Annotated in this window: 8 protein-coding genes; 6 read left to right on the top strand and 2 right to left on the bottom strand. The window is 34.2% G+C overall.

What is annotated here, in order from left to right; genetic code table 11:
* Positions 1 to 68 precede the first annotated feature (68 nt).
* Positions 69 to 647: an OmpH/Skp family outer membrane protein gene (locus BUC09_RS01850; protein WP_073308125.1), complete on the top strand. Its 579-nt coding sequence runs from the start codon at positions 69 to 71 to the stop codon at positions 645 to 647.
* Between the two features lie 63 nt (positions 648 to 710).
* Here the strand turns inward: BUC09_RS01850 and BUC09_RS01855 are convergent, their stop codons facing one another.
* Both BUC09_RS01855 and BUC09_RS01860 read right to left on the bottom strand, forming a co-directional pair.
* Entirely contained in the window at positions 711 to 1,094 is a 384-nt protein-coding gene (locus tag BUC09_RS01855) for a DoxX family protein (RefSeq protein ID WP_073308127.1), read from the bottom strand.
* A 4-nt stretch (positions 1,095 to 1,098) separates the two neighbouring features.
* Positions 1,099 to 2,247 carry a DNA polymerase III subunit gene (locus BUC09_RS01860; protein WP_073308129.1) on the bottom strand — a complete coding sequence of 383 codons (1,149 nt, stop codon included), beginning with the start codon at positions 2,245 to 2,247 and terminating at the stop codon, positions 1,099 to 1,101.
* Positions 2,248 to 2,662: 415 nt separating this feature from the next.
* On the opposite strand from BUC09_RS01860, the gene BUC09_RS01865 reads away from it, so the two are divergent.
* The 5 genes from BUC09_RS01865 (at position 2,663) to BUC09_RS01885 (ending at position 19,552) form a co-directional block, all read left to right on the top strand.
* On the top strand, positions 2,663 to 3,100 hold the full coding sequence (locus BUC09_RS01865; protein WP_073308131.1) for a hypothetical protein: 438 nt from the start codon (positions 2,663 to 2,665) through the stop codon (positions 3,098 to 3,100).
* Positions 3,101 to 3,151: 51 nt separating this feature from the next.
* Positions 3,152 to 4,432: a hypothetical protein gene (locus tag BUC09_RS01870; RefSeq protein WP_073308133.1), complete on the top strand. Its 1,281-nt coding sequence runs from the start codon at positions 3,152 to 3,154 to the stop codon at positions 4,430 to 4,432.
* A 113-nt stretch (positions 4,433 to 4,545) separates the two neighbouring features.
* The gene (locus BUC09_RS01875) at positions 4,546 to 6,054 is read left to right on the top strand and encodes a T9SS type B sorting domain-containing protein (protein WP_073308134.1); all 1,509 of its coding nucleotides are present in this window, start codon (positions 4,546 to 4,548) and stop codon (positions 6,052 to 6,054) included.
* Positions 6,055 to 6,057: 3 nt separating this feature from the next.
* Positions 6,058 to 9,474 (top strand): PorP/SprF family type IX secretion system membrane protein, encoded by a 3,417-nt coding sequence (locus tag BUC09_RS01880; protein WP_073308136.1) that lies wholly within the window; start codon positions 6,058 to 6,060, stop codon positions 9,472 to 9,474.
* 109 nt (positions 9,475 to 9,583) lie between these two features.
* The gene (locus BUC09_RS01885; protein ID WP_073308138.1) at positions 9,584 to 19,552 is read left to right on the top strand and encodes a T9SS type B sorting domain-containing protein; all 9,969 of its coding nucleotides are present in this window, start codon (positions 9,584 to 9,586) and stop codon (positions 19,550 to 19,552) included.
* Positions 19,553 to 19,571 lie beyond the last annotated feature (19 nt).

A 19,571-nucleotide genomic window follows, 5' to 3' on the forward strand; every position in this document is an offset into this window, starting at 1 on the left:
TGTCTTTCACTTTAAAATAAAAATTCTATTTTTACCAAAATTTAAAAAATTAACAACTTAAAATAAAAATGAAGAAAATTGTAGTAATGGTTGCTGTGGTAATTTCGGCAATTGCATGTAATAAAACTCCAGATGCAAAAGAATTCAAAACAGCATACATCGATACTCAAAAATTGATGGAAGATTATACTGAAGCTAAAGAATTAGACGAAAAGTATAAAACTAAAGGGGAAGTTATGGGTCGTGAGCTTGAAGTTGCTGCAAAAAAACTTAAAGCGGAGATGGATGGTTTTCAAAAAAACGCAATGGCTAAAGGTCAAATGTGGGCACAACAAAAAGGTTCAGAATTGCAACAAAGAGAGCAACAATTAGGTTATGCTCAACAAGCAATGCTTCAACAATTACAACAAGAAAGTGGCAAAGAATTAGATACTATTGTAAAGCAAGTAAAAGCCTTTATTAAAGACTATGGTAAACAAAAAGGGTATGATTATATCTACGGTACTGGTGATGCTGCTACTATTTTATATTCAAAAGATTCTTATGACATTACAGGTGAAGTAACAAAAGCTTTAAATGAAAAGTATGAAAGTAAAGCTAAAAAATCTGATTCTAAAGAAGAAACTAAGAAAGAAGATAAAAAGTAATCTTAAATTATAGTTATAAAAAAAGCGCTCATATAGAGCGCTTTTTTTATATGAATTATTTTTTTATTCTAATAAAAACATACCAATAACAGCCACAATAAAATAAATAGCAATGGTTCTAGCGCCGTCATAATCTTTTGCAACACGTTGGCCAAATAATAACATTAATAATGTTACACATGAAACAAGTATCCCATAAGTTGCAAAAGTATCACTATTACTTATTTGTATTTCAATCATTCCAACAATACAAAGTAAGCCAGCAATTAGTTCAAGAATTAAAATAATTTTTAAGGAAAAATCCACTTTTCCATCAAAGAAAGTACCTTTAAAATGTTCTTTTAGCCAACTTAAATTACCTTGATAATCAGTGAATTTGTCATATCCTGCTTGTAAAAAAGTAATGGCTAAAAATAATAAAACAAGTAGTGAGGATAAATTGTGCATAAGTTTAGTTTTTGTGTATTAGACGGGTTAGTTTTATAGATAAATCGGTTAAAATAATTTTAGCATTTCCGTTACGTTCAATATGATAAACAGCATCATTTAGTTCTTTGTAAATATCAGTAATATTATTACCAGTTATAAAAGGAGCAAATTTTTTCATGTCAAATCCTTGAATTCCAGATTCATAATATACTAATGGATCAGCTTGATAATTTAATAATAAGGCTTGTCTAAACATGTCGGTACAAAAGTGTAAAAATTTCTTTTGCGTTTCTCTTCCTAATTTAGCTATATCTTCGCTCCAATTGATTAAATCTTGAATAGCACTAGCATTTCCTTTAGCTCTAAAAGCAGCTCTTACCCAGATAACAAACCATTCTTCAAAAGGAGCATCTTCATTTACTTTTTGGCATAATTGTAATGCTTTGTTGTAATTACCTTGAGATTTGTGTGCAATAAGCAAGGCTTCCCTCTCCCCTATACTTTCAAATTCAATCAAATGTTTAGCAATGGCTGATTCGCTTAGCTTTGGAAAATTGATAACTTGACATCTTGAGCGGATAGTTTGCAATATATCCTCTTCATTTTCAGATATTAAAATAAAAATTGTTCTATCAGTCGGTTCTTCTAAAAGTTTTAATAATTTATTGGATGCAGCAATATTCATTTTATCTGCCATCCAAATAATCATGATTTTATAACCACCTTCATAGGATTTTAAAGATAAGGATTTTAATATTTCGGTAGCATCTTCGACTCTTATTTCACCTTGTTTATTTCCCACACCAAGTTTATCATACCAATCAAACAAGCTTCCGTAAGGTTTTTCAGTTAAAAATTCTCTCCATAAAGGTAGAAAATCTATGCTTTTAGGCTTAGATTTTACATCTTCGGTTGTAACTGTTGGATAAACAAAATGAAGATCTGGATGTGAGAAGTTTTCAAATTTAAGATTACAGGCTTCGTTTCCATTGGTGTTTTCAGAACCTTTATTTTGGCATAAAATATATTGTGAATATGCAATTGCTGTTTGAAGAACTCCACTACCCTCTGAGCCTATAAATAATTGAGCATGAGGGATTCTACCATTATTAGTACTTACTAATAGGTGATTTTTTATATGTTCGTGACCAACTATTTTTTTAAATAACATTCAATAATTTTAATTTATGTAAAAGTAATTAAGAAATCAATTGTTAGTGTTTTTGTTAATAAAAAAATCAAAAGATTGTTTTTTTAAGCTTTGTTTAAAATAAAAAAACATAAAAAGTATTCAAAATTAATGAGTTATAAAAAAAAATGTATACTTTTGTAGCCGATGAAGTAAAAAAATAATCGATGAAATGCATGTTTTTGATTTTTTTTACATATTTTTAACAAAACAAAAAATTTTGGCACGCTTTTGGTTAGTTAGTTCTAAAAATAAATGCATTATTTTTTATAAATGATTTAAATGAAATAAACAAGGAGTTTTGAGTTTTTTTATAAAAAAGTTTTTAAAAACTTGTTTTTTCAATTTAAAGGCCTATTTTTGAACTATTAGATTAACTAATTAAAATTACAACCACATGAAGAAAATTATCTTTTTTGGACTATTTACACTTTTTGCACTTAATGTTAATGCTCAGGCTAAAGGAAAGCCTCAAAGTATTATCAGTACAGGGGCTTCAATGAGAAAGTTTCATGAAAAAAGCGAGCTTGAGACTATGCAAAAAGGACAACTTTTAGAATTATACATCGAGAGAATTAAAGTTCTTGTAAATACTTTACCGTACATCGCATTAACAACAAAACCAGGTGTTACAATGCAAGATGTTGGTATTCCTGAAAGCACAGAGAATAGTAAATTTCTTGATTCACAAAAAGAAAATACATTAAACTTTTTAAACGCAACTGTTGAATTTCAAAAGCGTATGACTCCATATGCAGATAAAGGAAATCTTATTTCTTCTATCTTGTACTATGAATCAATGCTTAGAGAGCTTAATCAGTTGAATGAGCAATAAAAAATAAATATTATTTGAGTAATTTAGTACTAACACTCTAACCCAAATCCCATGAGAAAAGTATTCAACATCACATTAATGGCAATGCTAGTGGCTGCAACAGCTACTGCGCAACAAGAAAAGGGAATAATTGGTTCTAGTAACTGGTTAAATAATTGGACGGAATTTAAACCACAAAATACTGAGTATAATGAAACTAATCAGATTTTGTATGGTAAAATTACAACAAACACAACATTGTTGAAGAAGAACACGTACCTATTACAAGGTCCGGTATACGTAACTAACAATGCAGTTTTAACAATTGAACCAGGAACTGTTATCAAGGGTGATTATGAGACTAATGGAGCCTTAATTATTACTAAAGGCGCTCAAATAATTGCTAATGGAAACGAGACAGATCCAATTGTATTCACATCAAATAGACCTCAAAGAAAACCAGGAGACTGGGGAGGTTTAATAATTTTAGGTGACGCTCCTATTAATAAATTTGGTGGTACATCATCTATAGCTTTTGAATTAGATCCTTCACAAACAATTTATGGAGGTACAAACCCAATGGCAAATTCAGGAATAATGAGATTTTTAAGAATTGAGTTTGCTGGTAAAAAAATCAAAGGTTACAAAGATTACAATGCTTTATCTTTAGCAGGAGTTGGTAATAAAACAGTTATTGAGAATGTAATGTGTAGTTTTCCTCAGGGAAACGCATTCGAAATCCTTGGAGGAGATATGACTGTTAAGAACATGGTTTCTTTACGTTCTTCTGGAGATGATTTTAGATTCACACAAGGAGCGCAAGTAAAAATGGATAACTCATTAGCAGTTAGACATTCTTACTACTCTGGAGCTACTCGTTCAAGATGTTTAAACGTTACTTCTTATGACAAAAAAGAAGAAGCTGATTTTTCTAAAGGATTAACAAATGTAGTTGCGACAAACTGTACTTTAGTTAACACAACAGATAATTTGGCTCAAGATTTAGCTAGTGGATTAGTTAAAGAATCAGTTTTTATTGCTGATAATGCTTCATTAGCTCTTAAAAGAAGTGTTATTTCTGGATTTAGCCCTGCAGTTATTCTTGATGATGAAATCAAAATGGATAACGCTAATTTAAAGAGAATTAAATTTGAACAAATGTATTTCAACAATTGTAAAGGAAATATCTTTGTAGAAAATTCAACAAACAATGAAGATTTAGAAGATTACTACGGTAATCCACAATTTTCAAATTTATATGAGCACACTCCTAATCAGGAAATGTTTATAGATATCAAAGCAAAAACCCCAGATTTTAGAGTTAAAATCGGTAAGATTACTGCTTCAAAATAATTAAAAAAGACAATAAAAATCCATTAAGAGAATACTTTTAATGGATTTCTTTGTTTTTATACAATAAGTTGAAGAAAATTGAGTTACCATTGTTGTATCCTTAATTAGGGTTTATGGAAAGAAAAATACTATCTAGCTTACAGTTCGCTTTTATCTTTGTTTTGATACTTTTTCAAAGCAAAGTTTTTGCACAAATAGGAACACCTACTTTTGTGTTTACTCAAATGTGTGCAGAGCCTCCACCCTATACATTTCCTTATAATCCATCAACTTCAAATTTTAACGAATGGACTATAAATTTTACGTTTGGGTCTCCTGGGAATTATGTGTTAGAAATGTCTGATCCTAATGGTTCATTCCTTTCTTCTCCTTTACCAACTTTAACGATTTTAGCATCTCAAACAGCAACTAGCCCTGGAAGTTTTACTTTTAGGCTTCCTAATAATTTAGTAGGAAGTGATAAATATAAATTTAGAGTTAAAAATATAGCAACTAATCCTGCCACGGCTGGGCCATCAACAGGAGCCGTTCCTAATCCAGATCCTTCACTACCAGGAAGGACTGGGATATCAGCTTATTACAAGGCTTTTATTAATAACTTTACAATTAATAATAATGCTTCTGCCCTTGGAATATGTGGGTCTGGAAGTGTTGAACTAAAAATTGACTCAGGAAATTCATCAACATCTCCGTTATCATTTACAAACCTTAAATACAAATGGTACAGAGATGATGTTGTGGTTCCAGGTGAAACAGGACCAAACTTAATGGTTAATACATCGGGTAACTATTATGTTGTTATTGACTATGGACCCTGTACAACACTTTCTTCAGAGTTTAAATCTCAAACAGTAGCTGTTACAGTTATTTCATCTGGTCAAACATTTACAATTACATCAAGTGGCGGTACAAATATTTGTCCTTCTTCGCCTACAACACTTAGTACTCAGTCTGGATATTCATATCAATGGTTTAGAGATGATGTAGCAATTGCTGGAGCGACATCCAATACATATGTAACAGGTGTTTCGGGAACTTATAAAGTAGTGGTTGGACAAGGAAGTTGTGCTTCTACATCGAATAGTATAACTCTTAATGCAGAGACATTTAATACTTCTCTTGATGTGAGTTTAGATCCTATTATTAATTTTATAGAGGATGGAGAAACTATAAATATCACAGCAACCACAGATGCAGCTTCTCCTACTTTTGAGTGGTTTTTAATAGGTAATCCAACAGCATTATCCACTACAAATACATTAACAACATCTACACCAGGTAATTATAAATTAAGAGTTACTCAAACATCTGGATGTGTGTTTTCAAAAGAATACTTCTTCACCTTAAAAGTTGGTGTTGACCCTACAGAAATTCCAAACACAATCAGTCCTAATGGAGATCTTACAAATGATACGTGGATCATTCCACAAGAATATATATCAGAAAACACAGAAATTTTTATAGTAGATTCTTTTGGAAAAGAAGTGCTTAAAACAAAAAATTATCAAAATGATTGGCCCCAAACCAACATCGAATTTAAATCTGTGAACCCAGTTTATTATTATATTATTTCTAAAGACGGAAGCGCAGTTAAAAAAGGATCGATTACCGTAATCAAATAAAGTATGAGAAAAGGATTATTATGTTTTGTTTTAATGTTATGTTTATTTGAGACCGCTCTTGCTCAAACAGGAGATGGTGTTATGTCTTTTGACGTACCTGCAAAAAACTCATTAAAATTCAATAAATTTTTAATTAATCCTACTTTTTCATTTGTTAGAGAAGACGAATCCTTTATTACTTTTTTAAATAAAAGACAATGGACAGGCTTTCAAGATGCTCCAACAGCCTATTTTTTTAGTTATTCTGGGAAGTTTAGAGAACAGAATGGTATCGCTGTAGGTGCTTTTCAAAGGAATTTTGGTATTTTAACTTCCTTTGGCGCAGTTGTTAACTTTGCTAGAAGTATAGAAATATCTAATGAAAGTAATTTTACCATGGGACTTAATCTAGCGTATGTTAATAGCGGATTAAATACTGGTAAAGTAAAAGTAAACGAAACTACAGATTTGTCATTACAAAGCGTTCCTAAAAATTCTTTAGTTACAATTAATCCTGGGATTAATTACAGTACTGGTTTTATCGATTTAGGATTAAGCGCAAATAACATTTTTACATATAATTTTAATAATTCTGAAGTTGTACCAGATGACCCGATGAGAGGTGTTGCGGCACATTTAATGTATACAGGTTATATGTACAATTCAGGCCTTTTTGAAAACGGAAAATTTTCTGCATTGATAAAAGGTGAAATGGGTAAAGAAAAGACAATTTTTTCCGGATCAATTTTAGTTAATGCTCCAAAAGCAGGTTGGTTTCAAGCGGGTTATAATAGCTTATATGGAGTTTCTGGTGGATTAGGTTTGATTATCGCTAAAAAAATATCTTTAGGTTATGTTGTTGAAAAAAGCTTAGGGAGCTATTCAGACTTTGGACTTTCTCATGAGATAACTCTTGCTTATAAAATAAGAGGTTATGGAGATTATGAAGACGCTAAACCTATAGTTAAAGCTACAAATAAAACTAATCCTTATAAAAGACCAGTTGCAGTTAAGAGAAAATCTCCAGCTGAACTTAAAAAAGAGCGCGATGCTCAGTTAGCATTAAAAGCTCAACAAGAAAAAGAACGTTTAGAAGCGGAAAGATTACGTAGAGAAAAAGAGTTAGCAGAAGCAAAAGCGAAAGCTGAAGAAGCTGCTCGTATAAAAGCAGAACAAGAAAAAGCATTGGCTGAAGCAAGAGCGAAAGCAGAGGCAGAAGCGAGACTTAAAGCAGAAAAAGATAAAGAGAATGCTGTGTCTGAAGCAGAGCGTTTGAGAAGAGAAAAAGAAGCAGCAGCTTTACAAGCAAAATTAGATGCTGAAGCAAAAGCAAAAGAAGCAGCAGAAAGATTAAAAGCAGAGCAAGAAAGAGCTCGTTTAGAAGCAGAGCGTTTGCGTAAAGAAAGAGCAGATGCAGAAGCTAAGGCTAAAGCAGATGCCGCAGCTCAGGCAAAAGCAGAAGCTGATAGAATTGCTAGAGAAAAAGCAGAAGCAGCAAGAATAGCTAAAGAGAAAGCAGATGCAGAGGCAAGAGCAAAAGCTGAGGAAGCAGCTCGATTAAAAGCAGAACAAGATCGTCTAGCAAAAGAACAGGCAGACGCAGCAGCAAAAGCTAAGGCAGAATCAGATGCTAGAGCAAAAGCAGAGGCTGAGCGAATTGCAAATGAGAAAGCCGAAGCAGCAAGAATAGCAAAAGAACAAGCTGATGCAGCAACAAGAGCAAAAGCAGAAGCAGATAGAATTGCAAAAGAGAAAGCAGACGCAGAAGCAAAAGCTAAAGCAGAGGAAGCAGCTAGATTAAAAGCAGAACAAGATCGTCTTGCAAAAGAACAAGCTGATGCGGCAGCAAGAGCTAAGGCAGAAGCAGATGCTAGAGCCAAAGCAGAGGCTGAACGAATTGCAAATGAGAAAGCTGAAGCGGCTAGATTAGCAAAAGAACAAGCTGATGCGGCAGCAAGAGCAAAAGCAGAAGCAGATAGAATTGCAAAAGAGAAAGCAGACGCAGAGGCAAAAGCTAAAGCTGAGGAAGCAGCTAGATTAAAAGCAGAACAAGCAGAGGCAGCAGCTAAAGCTAAGGCAGAAACAGAAGCAAGAGACAAAGCTGAGGCTGAGCGAATTGCAAATGAGAAAGCTGAAGCGGCTAGATTAGCAAAAGAGCAAGCAGAGGCAGCAGCAAAAACAAAAGCTGAAGCAGATGCAAGAGCCAAAGCAGAGGCTGAACGAATTGCAAATGAGAAAGCTGAAGCGGCTAGATTAGCAAAAGAACAAGCAGAGGCAGCAGCAAGAGCAAAAGCCGAAGCAGATAGAATTGCAAAAGAGAAAGCAGACGCAGAAGCAAGAGCCAAAGCTGAAGAAGCAGCTCGATTAAAAGCAGAGCAAGAACGTTTAGCAAAAGAACAAGCAGACTCTCAAGCAAGAGCAAAAGCTGAAGCAGATGCTAGAGCAAAAGCGGAACAGGAACGTTTAGCTAAAGAAAAAGCTAATGCTGAAGCTAAAGCAAGAGCAGAAGAAGAAGAAAGATTGAGAAAAGAAGCTGAAGCTAAAGCAAGACTTGAAGCAGCAAAAACAGCTGAAGATAAAGAGCTTGATAACTTAACTCAAGTTATAGATGATTCTAAGAAATATCAAACAGAATCGTTAAACAAATTTGAGTCAATGGTTAATGAAAAAGCTAGAGAATTATCTGAATTAAGAAAAGAAAATGATTTATCAGAGCAAGGAATAGCAACGCAACAAAAAGAAGTAGAATTCCAAAGTGGAGCTGCTGCTAATAGAGCGTTAGAAGCTTTAAAAGCTGAAATCAACGAAAATTCTAAAAACCAAGCTTCAAGAATTAAAGAGTTTGAAACTTTAGCTGCAGAAAGATTGAAAAAAGTTCCAGGTAAAAATGATCTATTAAATCAATCTTATGCTAGAACTTTAGAACAATTAAAAGCAGAGAAACTAGCATCAGACAAACAAAATGCTCAGTTATTATTAAGATTGGATCAAATTAAAAATGAAATAGAAGTTGAGAAAAAACGTCGTATTAAACGTGCTACATTTGATAGTAATCAAACTAAATATGTAAAAGATAGAGCGACCTTAAAACAAATTAAAGAAACAACTTCACCAACTGGTTTAACATATACACCTGCAGATTTTGATTATGGTGACGAGGATCAAGCAAATATGCAGATTGTTAAAAACATTGATAATGTTGATGGAGGTTTCTATTTAGTTGTAGCAGCTCATAAAGATGAAGCAAAACGTGATGCATTTATTAAGAAAGCAATACAAGCAGGTCAAACTAATATTGATTTCTTCTATAATGTAGCAACAGGAACATATTATATTTATCATCAGAAATTCTCTGATATTCAAGATGCTACATCAGCTCTTGAAAACAAGGGTAATAAGGCAGTTAATGCAAAAATGGTAATAGTTAAGATTGAAAAATAATAGAAAGATTTGTTAATGTTTTATTGTGTAGCTAAAAAAAAGTCATAAAAAAATGTTAACTACGTAAAAAATAAATAAATTTATTGCACCAAAACTAAAACGTAACCTTATGAAATTAAAACAGCACTTACTTATCGTTTTAATGATTATTCTGAGCAGCTTAGGAACCTACGCCCAAGTTGCTGTGCCTTTTACACAAAGGTTAGCCGGAGGAAGCATTAGAATTAAAGGAGATATTGTTTTTGTTGGAAACAACATAACAAATCGTGCTCCAGCTAATTCTCCTTCAGACGCGAATAATCCTTATAATGGAACAGCGAATAATAATGGTTTAAATTTTGAGTATATTGATGTTGATGGTGATCCTTCAACTTTCAGTTCAAGTACGGCAGATTTAAATATTTCTACTAGCTGTAAAAGAATTGTGTATGCAGGTCTATATTGGACTGCAACCTATCCTTTTGAACGATCTGGACCTAATGGAGATGGAACATCTTCTAACTATACTGGTTCTCCAAGAAATAATTCTTGGAATCAGGTTAAATTTAAAGTACCTGGTGGAACATATGTAGATTTAGTTGCAGACAACGCCGCAGATCCACCTGGTGATGAAGATAGTATTATATTTGACGGTTTTAATGCAGCTAATCCAAGTGCCTCTTTTTATGCGGCTCCTTATGTTTGTTATAAAAATGTAACTAGTTTAGTTCAAGCTCTTGCAAATGCTAATGGAACTTATGCAGTAGCAAACCAAAGAGCGGCTAGAGGTATTCGCCCAGATGGTATTTCGAGTGGATGGTCATTAGTTATAATTTATGAAAGTCCAACATTACCAAGTAAGTATATTTCTACTTTTGATGGTTATGCAAATATTTATGATGGAATTAATGCTGCTAATGCAGTAGATTTTAATGTAAATGGATTCCAAACATTACCAGCTCCACTTCCAGTTAGAGCTCGTATTGGTGTTTCTTCATTAGAAGGAGATGTAAGTTTAACTAACGATAGATTTAGAATTAGAGCTAATTCGGTTGGTGGATTTACTACATTATCAAATGCAGTTAACCCTGCGGATAACTTTTTCAATGGTTCTATTAGTAACAATGGAGCAATTCTAACTAATAGAAATCCAAACAGTTCCAATACTTTAGGTTATGATTTAGATATTGTTAATGTTAACAATCCTGGAAACGCTGTAATTCCCAATGGTGAAACTGGAGCAACCCTTCGTGTAACAACTAATGGAGATGCTTATGGTACTTATTTAACAACTTTTGATGTTGAAATCATTGAACCTGTAATATCATTAACAAAAGTTGTTCAAGATATAGCAGGTAATGATATCGGAAATGCTGAAGTTCAATTGTGTCAAGACCTTGTCTATGTAATCGGATTTCAAAATATTGGTAATGACGATGCGCAAAATTTTACAATTCGAGATGTACTACCAGTAAATGTTACCTTTGACCAACTTACCACAGCAGGAGCCTTACCTGCGGGAGTAACTATTCAGTCTTATAATGCTGCAACCAGAGAGGTTGTTTTTGCTATTAATAATAGTTTGGTTAATCAAAATGACCCAAGAGTTGAAATACGCTTAAGAGTTAAAGTCGTTTGTAGTTGTTTAGAAATGGACGATGCATGTTCTAATTTAATCCAAAATCAAGCATACGCAACATATCAAGGGGTTTTAAATACAGCTCAAATTACAGATGATCCAAGTTTATCTGCATTTTTAGCATGTAACTTAGGAGATCCAAGTCCAAGTAACTTTTTAGTAAACCTTGATAATTGTAACTTTACAAGAACTGAGGTTCTTTGTGGACCAAGTATTGTTTTGACAGCTGCAAATGGATATGAAAGTTATGTTTGGAGTGGACCTGGCACAATTACACCAGTTCCTGGAACAAACAATCAGTCAGTAACTGTAACACAACCTGGAACATATACTGTAAATAACAATATTAACACTTCACCTTGTAAATCGATAGTAGAAACTATCAATGTAATTACATATGGTGCTGGTGTAACAAATCCAGTTATCCCTTATGCTGATCAAGTTGTAATTTGTCCTAATAACGGAAACCAACTTCCACTAATATTTTTATGTGGTGCAGGGGATTCACAGTTAATACAAACAAATATTACTGGAGCAACTGCTATCGAATGGTATCAATTAAGTGGAACGTGTACCCCACTACCTGCAGTAAACTGTCCAAATGAAAACACAAGTTGTGTATGGAATTTACTTAATACAGGTCCTAACTTTACAGTAACTGTTGCTGGAGAATATAGAGTTATTGTTAGATTCCCTGGAGGTTGTGATAGAACATTCTATTTTAATGCATATGAAAATGTATTGAACCCTACTTATGTAAGTAGAGATGTTATTTGTACAACATTAGGTCAAATAATTGTAAATAATGTTCCAGCTGGATATGAGTATAGTTTAAGTCCAAGTGGACCTTGGCAAAGTTCTAATATTTTTAACGGCTTGTCAGCAGGTACTTATACAGTATATATAAGACAAGTTGGTGTTACTGGAGGATGTGTATTTACAATTCCAAACATTGGTATAAGAGCAAGAAACTTTACAGTTACATCTGTAGTTACACAGCCATTGTGTACAGGTGATAAAGGAAGTATTAATCTTGCTGCTAATGATGGGGAACCACAATATACATTTACTATTCTTCAAGGGGCTACAGTGGTAACATCTGTTGGTCCAATTGTGGCAAGTAACTATGTGTTTAATAACTTAAATCCTGGAAACTATACTTACCAAGTAACAACTCAAGATGGATGTAATGTAACAGGCAGCTTCACAATTAATACACCACCTGTATTAACAGTAACTGCAGCATTAACTAAACCATTAACATGTACAGATGGTGAAATTACAGTTTATCCAGTAGGAGGAACAGCTCCATATAATTATGTTATTACAGGTGCTGTTACAGTTACACAATCTTCTCCTGTTATTGTAGCGCCAGTTGCTGGTACGTATAATATTCAAGTTGTAGATTTTAATAACTGTAGTGCAACTACTTCAATAGTTGTAAATCAAGTTCAGCCACCAGTATTTACTATAGCTGATACTGATATTTTATGTGCTAGTTCAGGAAATTCAGGAACGATTACTATTAATGTAACAAACGCTAATGGTAATACATTAATGTATAGCATTAATAATGGTACAAGTTTCTCTTCTTCAAATGTATTTACAAACTTAGCACCTGGTACATATAATGTTGTGGTACAATACACATATGGTGGTCAAGCATGTACTACAGCACCTCAAGCGGTTGTTATAACAGCGCCACCTGCATTAACAGGAACTGCAACTTTAACAACAACATATACCTGTTCTCATCCAGGAGTTATTACAGTAACTGCATCTGGAGGAACACCTGGATATACTTACAGTATTGATGGTGTAAATTTCCAAGTTGGTAATACATTTACTATAAATGCAGCTGGAACATATACTATCACAATTAAAGATACTAACGGATGTACAATTACTCGTACAGTAGTTGTACCAGCTTTGAATGGTCCAACAGATTTAGAGATAAAAACTCAGATAAGAGTAACTTGTCCTACTTTAACTGGAGCATTAAATATTGGTATTGTTTCTCCAGCTACAGGTGGTTGTGCGGCAAGACGTTATAGGATTGTTTCTCCAATAGTTACACCTTATAATTCAAGTGGTAACTTCTTAAATTTACCACCGGGGGCTTATACTTTCGAAATTATCGATTGTAACGATTGTACATATCAAGAAACTTTTGTTTTAGATCCTATAGTACCTACGGTTATCACACCTCAAGTAGTCAGTAATGTGAGATGTTTTGGTACTGCTACAGGAAGTGGTCAATTTATTATATCAAATATTCCTAATGGAACAGATTACAATTATACTGTAACTAATTCTGGGGGAACTACAATTACATCAGCAAGTGGAACAACACCAGCTTCTGGTTCTACTAATATTACTGTAAACTTGCCAAATTTACCTGCAAGTACTTATACTATTTCTGTATATAATAACTATAATAAATGTACTGATACAGCATCGTTTACTATAACTCAACCAGCTTCGGCTTTAACAGCATCTTTAACTTCTACTCCAATAACGTGTACAACAAATGGTACAGTAACAGTTAATGCATCTGGTGGATGGGGAGGATACGTTTATACGATAGCTCCTAATGCTGGTATTACTCAATCTGGTAATACATTTAGTAATATTACAGCAGGTACATATACATTGACAACTACAGATTCTGGAGGATGTCAAGTAACAAACTCAATTACATTTACAAATGCACCAGCATTATCTGCAACAATATCTGCAACTTCAGATTTTTGTTATGATACAACAAATGCAGCGACTATTGTTGTAACTCCTTCAGGAGGAACACCACCTTTTACGTATACAATTAATGGAACTCCAAATTCACCAAACACATCTAATACGTTTGGTCCATTAACACCAGGAACTTACAATATTGTGGTTACTGATAGTTTTGGATGTACATTTGCTTTACCTTCACAAACAATTAATCCTCAACTTACGTTAAGTACAAATTTAACTAAGGATCTTGATTGTACAGCTTCACCTAATGCTGTGATAACAGGTACAGTTTCTGGAGGTTATCCAGGATATACATATACTGTTAATGGTGGACCAGTAACTCCAATTGCAGGAACAACATTTACATATTCTACGGCGACAGCTGGAACTTATAATTTTGTTGTAACTGACTCTAGAGGATGTGTAACAGCTACATCATCGGTTACTATTGCGCCTTTATCGTTGCCGCAAATTACTTCGGTGACTCAAACACAACAAATTTTGTGTAATGGCGATAGCACTGCTGCTATTAATGTAGTGATTAATACATCTGTAGGAACTGCTCCTTATGTAATTAATGTATTTAATAATACAACAGGGACAGACTATGGAACTCAAACATCAGGTTTACCAGCAGGTAATTATACAATTACACTTACTGATGCAAAATCATGTACAGATACAGAGACAATTGTAATTACGCAACCAGCTCCAATTAACTTTACAGCTGTTGTTAACCCAATGACTTGTACAGCTGGTGGTACTGCTTTAGGATCTATTTGTGTAAATGGTCTTACTGGAGGAACTGCTCCTTATGTTTATACTTTAACAGATTTAACTGGAGGTACAGGAACACAAACTTTTTCAACTCCTTTACCTGTAAATCATTGTTTTATTAATATTGATTTCGGTATTTATAACTTAAGTGTTACGGATGCTAATGGATGTACATTAGTAAGAACTAATCTTGTAATGTCTTCACCTCCAAGTGATTTAGATATACAAATTAGTTCATCTATAGCTTCATGTGCAGCTGGAGGAACGGCAGTAGTTACTGTTGTACCAATTGTTGCTGGAGGTCCTTATGTCTTTGGTATTTTAACTCAGAACACCCCTCCTTATGCAATACCTTTATTACCTGCTGATCCAGGTTTTCCATTGCAACATACATTTAACGGATTAACACCTGGGGCCTTATATACGTTTGTGGTTTATGATACAACAACTGGTTGTTATTATTTTGAGCAAGCAACAGCTACTGTTCCTACTAATTCAACGATGACAATAAACCCTCTAAGTCCAAATAATGTTACTTGTATAGGCGCTGCTGACGGTAGTGTAACTTTCTCAGTAACTGGTATTGGAGCGGGAGCAACATCAGTTTCATATATCATTTATAATGCTTCTACAAATGTAGCGACTGGAATTTCTGGTGTAATACCAGCTCCTTTTGTGTTCCCTGTTACTGCTGGTCCTTTAGCGCCAGGTAGTTACTACATTCAATTAGTAGAAAATGGAGGTGTAAATTCAGGTTGTGGTATTACTAGTACTCCTTTTACAATCTCTCAATCATCTACTCCATTAGCAGTTACTGCTACTGCGACAAATGATAACTGTAATACAAATGCAGGGTTAATTACTGCAGTTGGAACTGGAGGTACTGCACCTTATACATATCAATATTTACCTTCTGGTAGTCCTGCTCCAACAGCAGCATCGCCAGGTTGGTTAGCTTCAAGTACTGCAAATGTTGAAAGCGGAAATTATGATGTTTGGATTAAAGATGCATATGGATGTATTAGATCAACTACTGTTACTGTAAATCTTGATCCTACACCTGTTATTGCAGCTACTTTAGCTAATGCTTGTGTGGCTCAAGGGACATATTCGATAAATGTTACATTAACTTCTCCAGGAGTTGGACCTTATACGCTTAGTTTAGATGGAGGGGCTTTTGTAACTCATACATTCCCTTATACATTTACTGGTTTATCTTCAGGAACACATACAGTTCAAGTTAGAGACTTTAATGGTTGTGGTAATACAGTTAGTGTTACTATTTTAGAGCCATTAGTTGCATCTGCTGTATTTACAACTCAGCCAACATGTAATAATCCTAACGGACAAATTACTGTGACTGCTACAGGAGGTTCTGGAAATTATAGCTATAGTATTTTACCAAACGCAGGTATTACATTAGCGGGTAATGTATTTAGTAATGTTCCACCGGGATCATATACAGTAACTGTTACTGATACGACAACAGGATGTACTACTACAGCTCCAGTTAATTTAGTTGCACCAGATCCTGTTACTTTTACTACAGCTAGTACACCAGTTGTTTGTAATGGTGATTCTAATGGTACAATAACTGTAACTTTATCTGCAGGTAACAATAATCCTGCTTATACATATCAAATAACTGCTGGACCTAGCACAACTGGACCTCAAACTTCAAATGTGTTTACTGGTTTAGCAACTGGCACGTATACAATTTTAGTAACTTCAGGAAGAGGATGTACAGCAACACAAAATGTTAATGTAGGAACTCCATTCCCAGTAGTTGCTTCAGGTTCAGCTACGGCATTTACTTGTGCTGCTGATAATTCTGTTAATACATCTACAGTAACAATAAATGGTGCTGGAGGCACACCTACATATACTTATAGTATTGACGGCACTAACTACTTCACAACAAATACATTTGCTATTGTTGATAATGGTGCAGTTCAAAATATTACTATTTATGTAAGAGATGCTAATGGATGTATAGATTCTGATGTGATTGTAATTAACCCATTACCAACATTAGTTTCGGCAACGATTACTCAAAACACAGCAATTACTTGTACAAATCCTGAGCAAATAACTGTCACTGTAGTGGGTGGTTCAGGTAACTTTAATTATGAATTAATACCAGCAAGTGGTACAGCTACACCGCAGCCACAAGCTTCAAACGTTTTTATAATCACATCAACAGGAACTTATTCTATAAAAGTTAGAGATTTAACTACAGGATGTTACATAATGACAATACCTTATGAAATTAAACCTTTTGATACTATTCAGGTAGGTGCAACGGCAACAAATGCTGTTACATGTTTTGGAGGTACTGATGGTTCAATTGCTATTAATGTTACTGATTATACAGGGGCGTATACTTATAATGTTTTAGACTCTACTAACACTGTTGTTTTAGCTGGTGCGGGTAATACTAGCACTAATCCTATGACAATTAATGGATTAGGAGCTGGAAATTATACAGTTCAAATTACAGAAACTAATTCACCTTTCTGTACTGAAGTTTCTGGTATTGTTTCTGTTCAAGGTCCTAACGCTGCATTAGCATTATCGGCTGTTATTTCGGCACCACTTACTTGTGATCCAAATACTGCTCAAATAACTGCTACAGCTACAGATGGTTGGGGCACTTATGAATACGAATTAGTTGGACCAGTTAATGCAGCATTTTCGTCTAATAATGTATTTAGTAGTTTACCAGCAGGTAACTATACTATTAATGTTAGAGATTTAGAAGGATGTTTAGCGAGTACTTCTGTTACTATTACTGCTCCACTTCCTATAAACACCACAGTAACGCCTAGTACTACTTTGTTAGCTTGTTTTGGAGATACTAATGCTTCTATAACAATTGCTTATCCAACCGGTGGACAAGGAAGTAATTATTCTTATTATTTTAACACTTTAGGTTCTGATCCTAGTTCATCTGGTCCTATTGAAATGCCTTTAGGAGGTGCTACAATTACAGATTTAGGTGCAGGTACTTATAATGTAACAATAACAGATGGATTTAACTGTACGTTTACATCTGCAAATATTGTGATTAATCAGCCTACGGAAGTTAATGCTTCATTAGTATTAACTAATTCGCCAAGTTGTGATAATCCTACTGTTCTTACTCTAAGTGCTAACGGAGGTACACCGCCATATACTTATAGTGCAGATGGTATAACATATAGCGCAGCTACATTTAATCCTTCTGTTGCAATTAGTATTCCAGCGGGAACAACAGGTGTATTTAACTACTTTGTTCGCGACGCAAATGGGTGTGTTAGCGTTGTTTCTAATGACATTAAAATAGATCCTATACCTACCTTGACATTGTCTACCCTGACTCATAATGATATTTATTGTGGTGGTAGTGCAACAGGAAGTATAACTGCAATTGCACAAGGAGGATTAGGAAATTATACTTATTCTTTAGTTGACGCTGGGGGTAATCCTATTACTATTCTAGGTGTTACTCAGTCTTCACCAGGAGTGTTTAATAATTTACCAGCAGGAACATACTATATTCATGTAGTTAGTACAAATGCTTTTGGAACTTGTTTGTTTACTTCTGGTCCAGTAACTATTACTGAGCCACTAGTCTTTAATGTTACCCCTAGTCAAAATAATCCTACTTGTGATTCATTAAATAATGGAACTATAATGTTTTCTGTAACTGGAGGCACAGGTATGATTTCATATACAATTGATCCACCATTTCCTGATCAAACTATACAGGTTGGTACAACTCCAGTAAACTTTACCATTGATAATTTAGCTGCAGGAAATTATACCGTTCTTGTTCAGGACGCTAATGGATGTTTTAATACATATCCTTTTACTTTAATTGCGCCTCCTGCACTTAATGCTGGAATTACTGGCGTAACGCCTGAAACTTGTGCAGAAGCTAATGAGGGAAGTTTTACTGTCTCTAACATTACTGGTGGTACAACTCCTTACAGCAGTATTACAACACAAGTTATTTATCCTGGTTCTACTACTGCAGTACCTGGACCTAGTTATACTTTGCTTGCAGGCGAAAATTCGCATGTATTCGATAATTTAGATGGAGGTCATTATTTTATAACTGTTACTGATGCTAACGGATGTACTTGGACTGATGAGGCAATAATTGATCCTGGAGTACAGTTTACTCCATATGCAGATCCAACATTCCCTTGTGATAATAATGGTGCCTCACCATCTGTTGTAGTTGAAATGGTTAATACAGATAATTCACCTTCTAATGCTTTTGTGCCATTATCTGACTACATGTTCTCATTGGATATTGATGATATAAATAATGCTCAAGCAAGTAATATTTTTACTTCAGCTACTTATCCAAGTTTATCAAATCCTCTTGGTAGTACCCATACGGTTTTTGTATATAATGTAAACGGTTGTAAAAAAGACTTTACATTCACTATTACTCCTGATCAAATAGATCCATTAATGTGGCAATTACCTGGTTTAGTACAAGGTGGATTAAATGAAATTGTAGCTAATGTTCAAGGGGGTACACCACCTTACACATATGATTTTAATGGTCATAATAATGGTAATGACAATAGTTATATTTACAATGCAACAGGGCCTTATACTGTTACAGTAACTGATGCCGCTGGATGTTTTATAACAATGACTCAACCATTTATATTCTATCCAATTGAAATACCAGATGTATTTACTCCAGATGGTGATGGTGTTAATGACGAATGGTCACCACAATACGTAGACGAATCTAATTATCCTAATTTAATAACTAAAATTTATGATAGATACGGTCGCGTAGTGGCTGAACTTAAAGTAAATCAAACATGGAATGGTAAATATCATGGAAACGAGTTGCCAACTGGTGATTACTGGTATGTACTTAAAGTAGACGGAAATGATGGGCAAGAATTTGTGGGTCACTTCACCTTGTACAGATAATTTATAATTTAAAAACACT

The sequence above is a fragment of the Flavobacterium terrae genome (assembly GCF_900142035.1).
Lineage (GTDB): Bacteria > Bacteroidota > Bacteroidia > Flavobacteriales > Flavobacteriaceae > Flavobacterium > Flavobacterium terrae.

Excerpts from the sequence above, each read along its gene's own strand:
- BUC09_RS01850 (WP_073308125.1), top strand. The coding sequence starts at position 69 with ATGAAGAAAATTGTAGTAATGGTTGCTGTGGTAATTTCGGCAATTGCA.
- BUC09_RS01855 (WP_073308127.1), bottom strand. The coding sequence starts at position 1,094 with ATGCACAATTTATCCTCACTACTTGTTTTATTATTTTTAGCCATTACT.
- BUC09_RS01860 (WP_073308129.1), bottom strand. The coding sequence starts at position 2,247 with ATGTTATTTAAAAAAATAGTTGGTCACGAACATATAAAAAATCACCTA.
- BUC09_RS01865 (WP_073308131.1), top strand. The coding sequence starts at position 2,663 with ATGAAGAAAATTATCTTTTTTGGACTATTTACACTTTTTGCACTTAAT.
- BUC09_RS01870 (WP_073308133.1), top strand. The coding sequence starts at position 3,152 with ATGAGAAAAGTATTCAACATCACATTAATGGCAATGCTAGTGGCTGCA.
- BUC09_RS01875 (WP_073308134.1), top strand. The coding sequence starts at position 4,546 with ATGGAAAGAAAAATACTATCTAGCTTACAGTTCGCTTTTATCTTTGTT.
- BUC09_RS01880 (WP_073308136.1), top strand. The coding sequence starts at position 6,058 with ATGAGAAAAGGATTATTATGTTTTGTTTTAATGTTATGTTTATTTGAG.
- BUC09_RS01885 (WP_073308138.1), top strand. The coding sequence starts at position 9,584 with ATGAAATTAAAACAGCACTTACTTATCGTTTTAATGATTATTCTGAGC.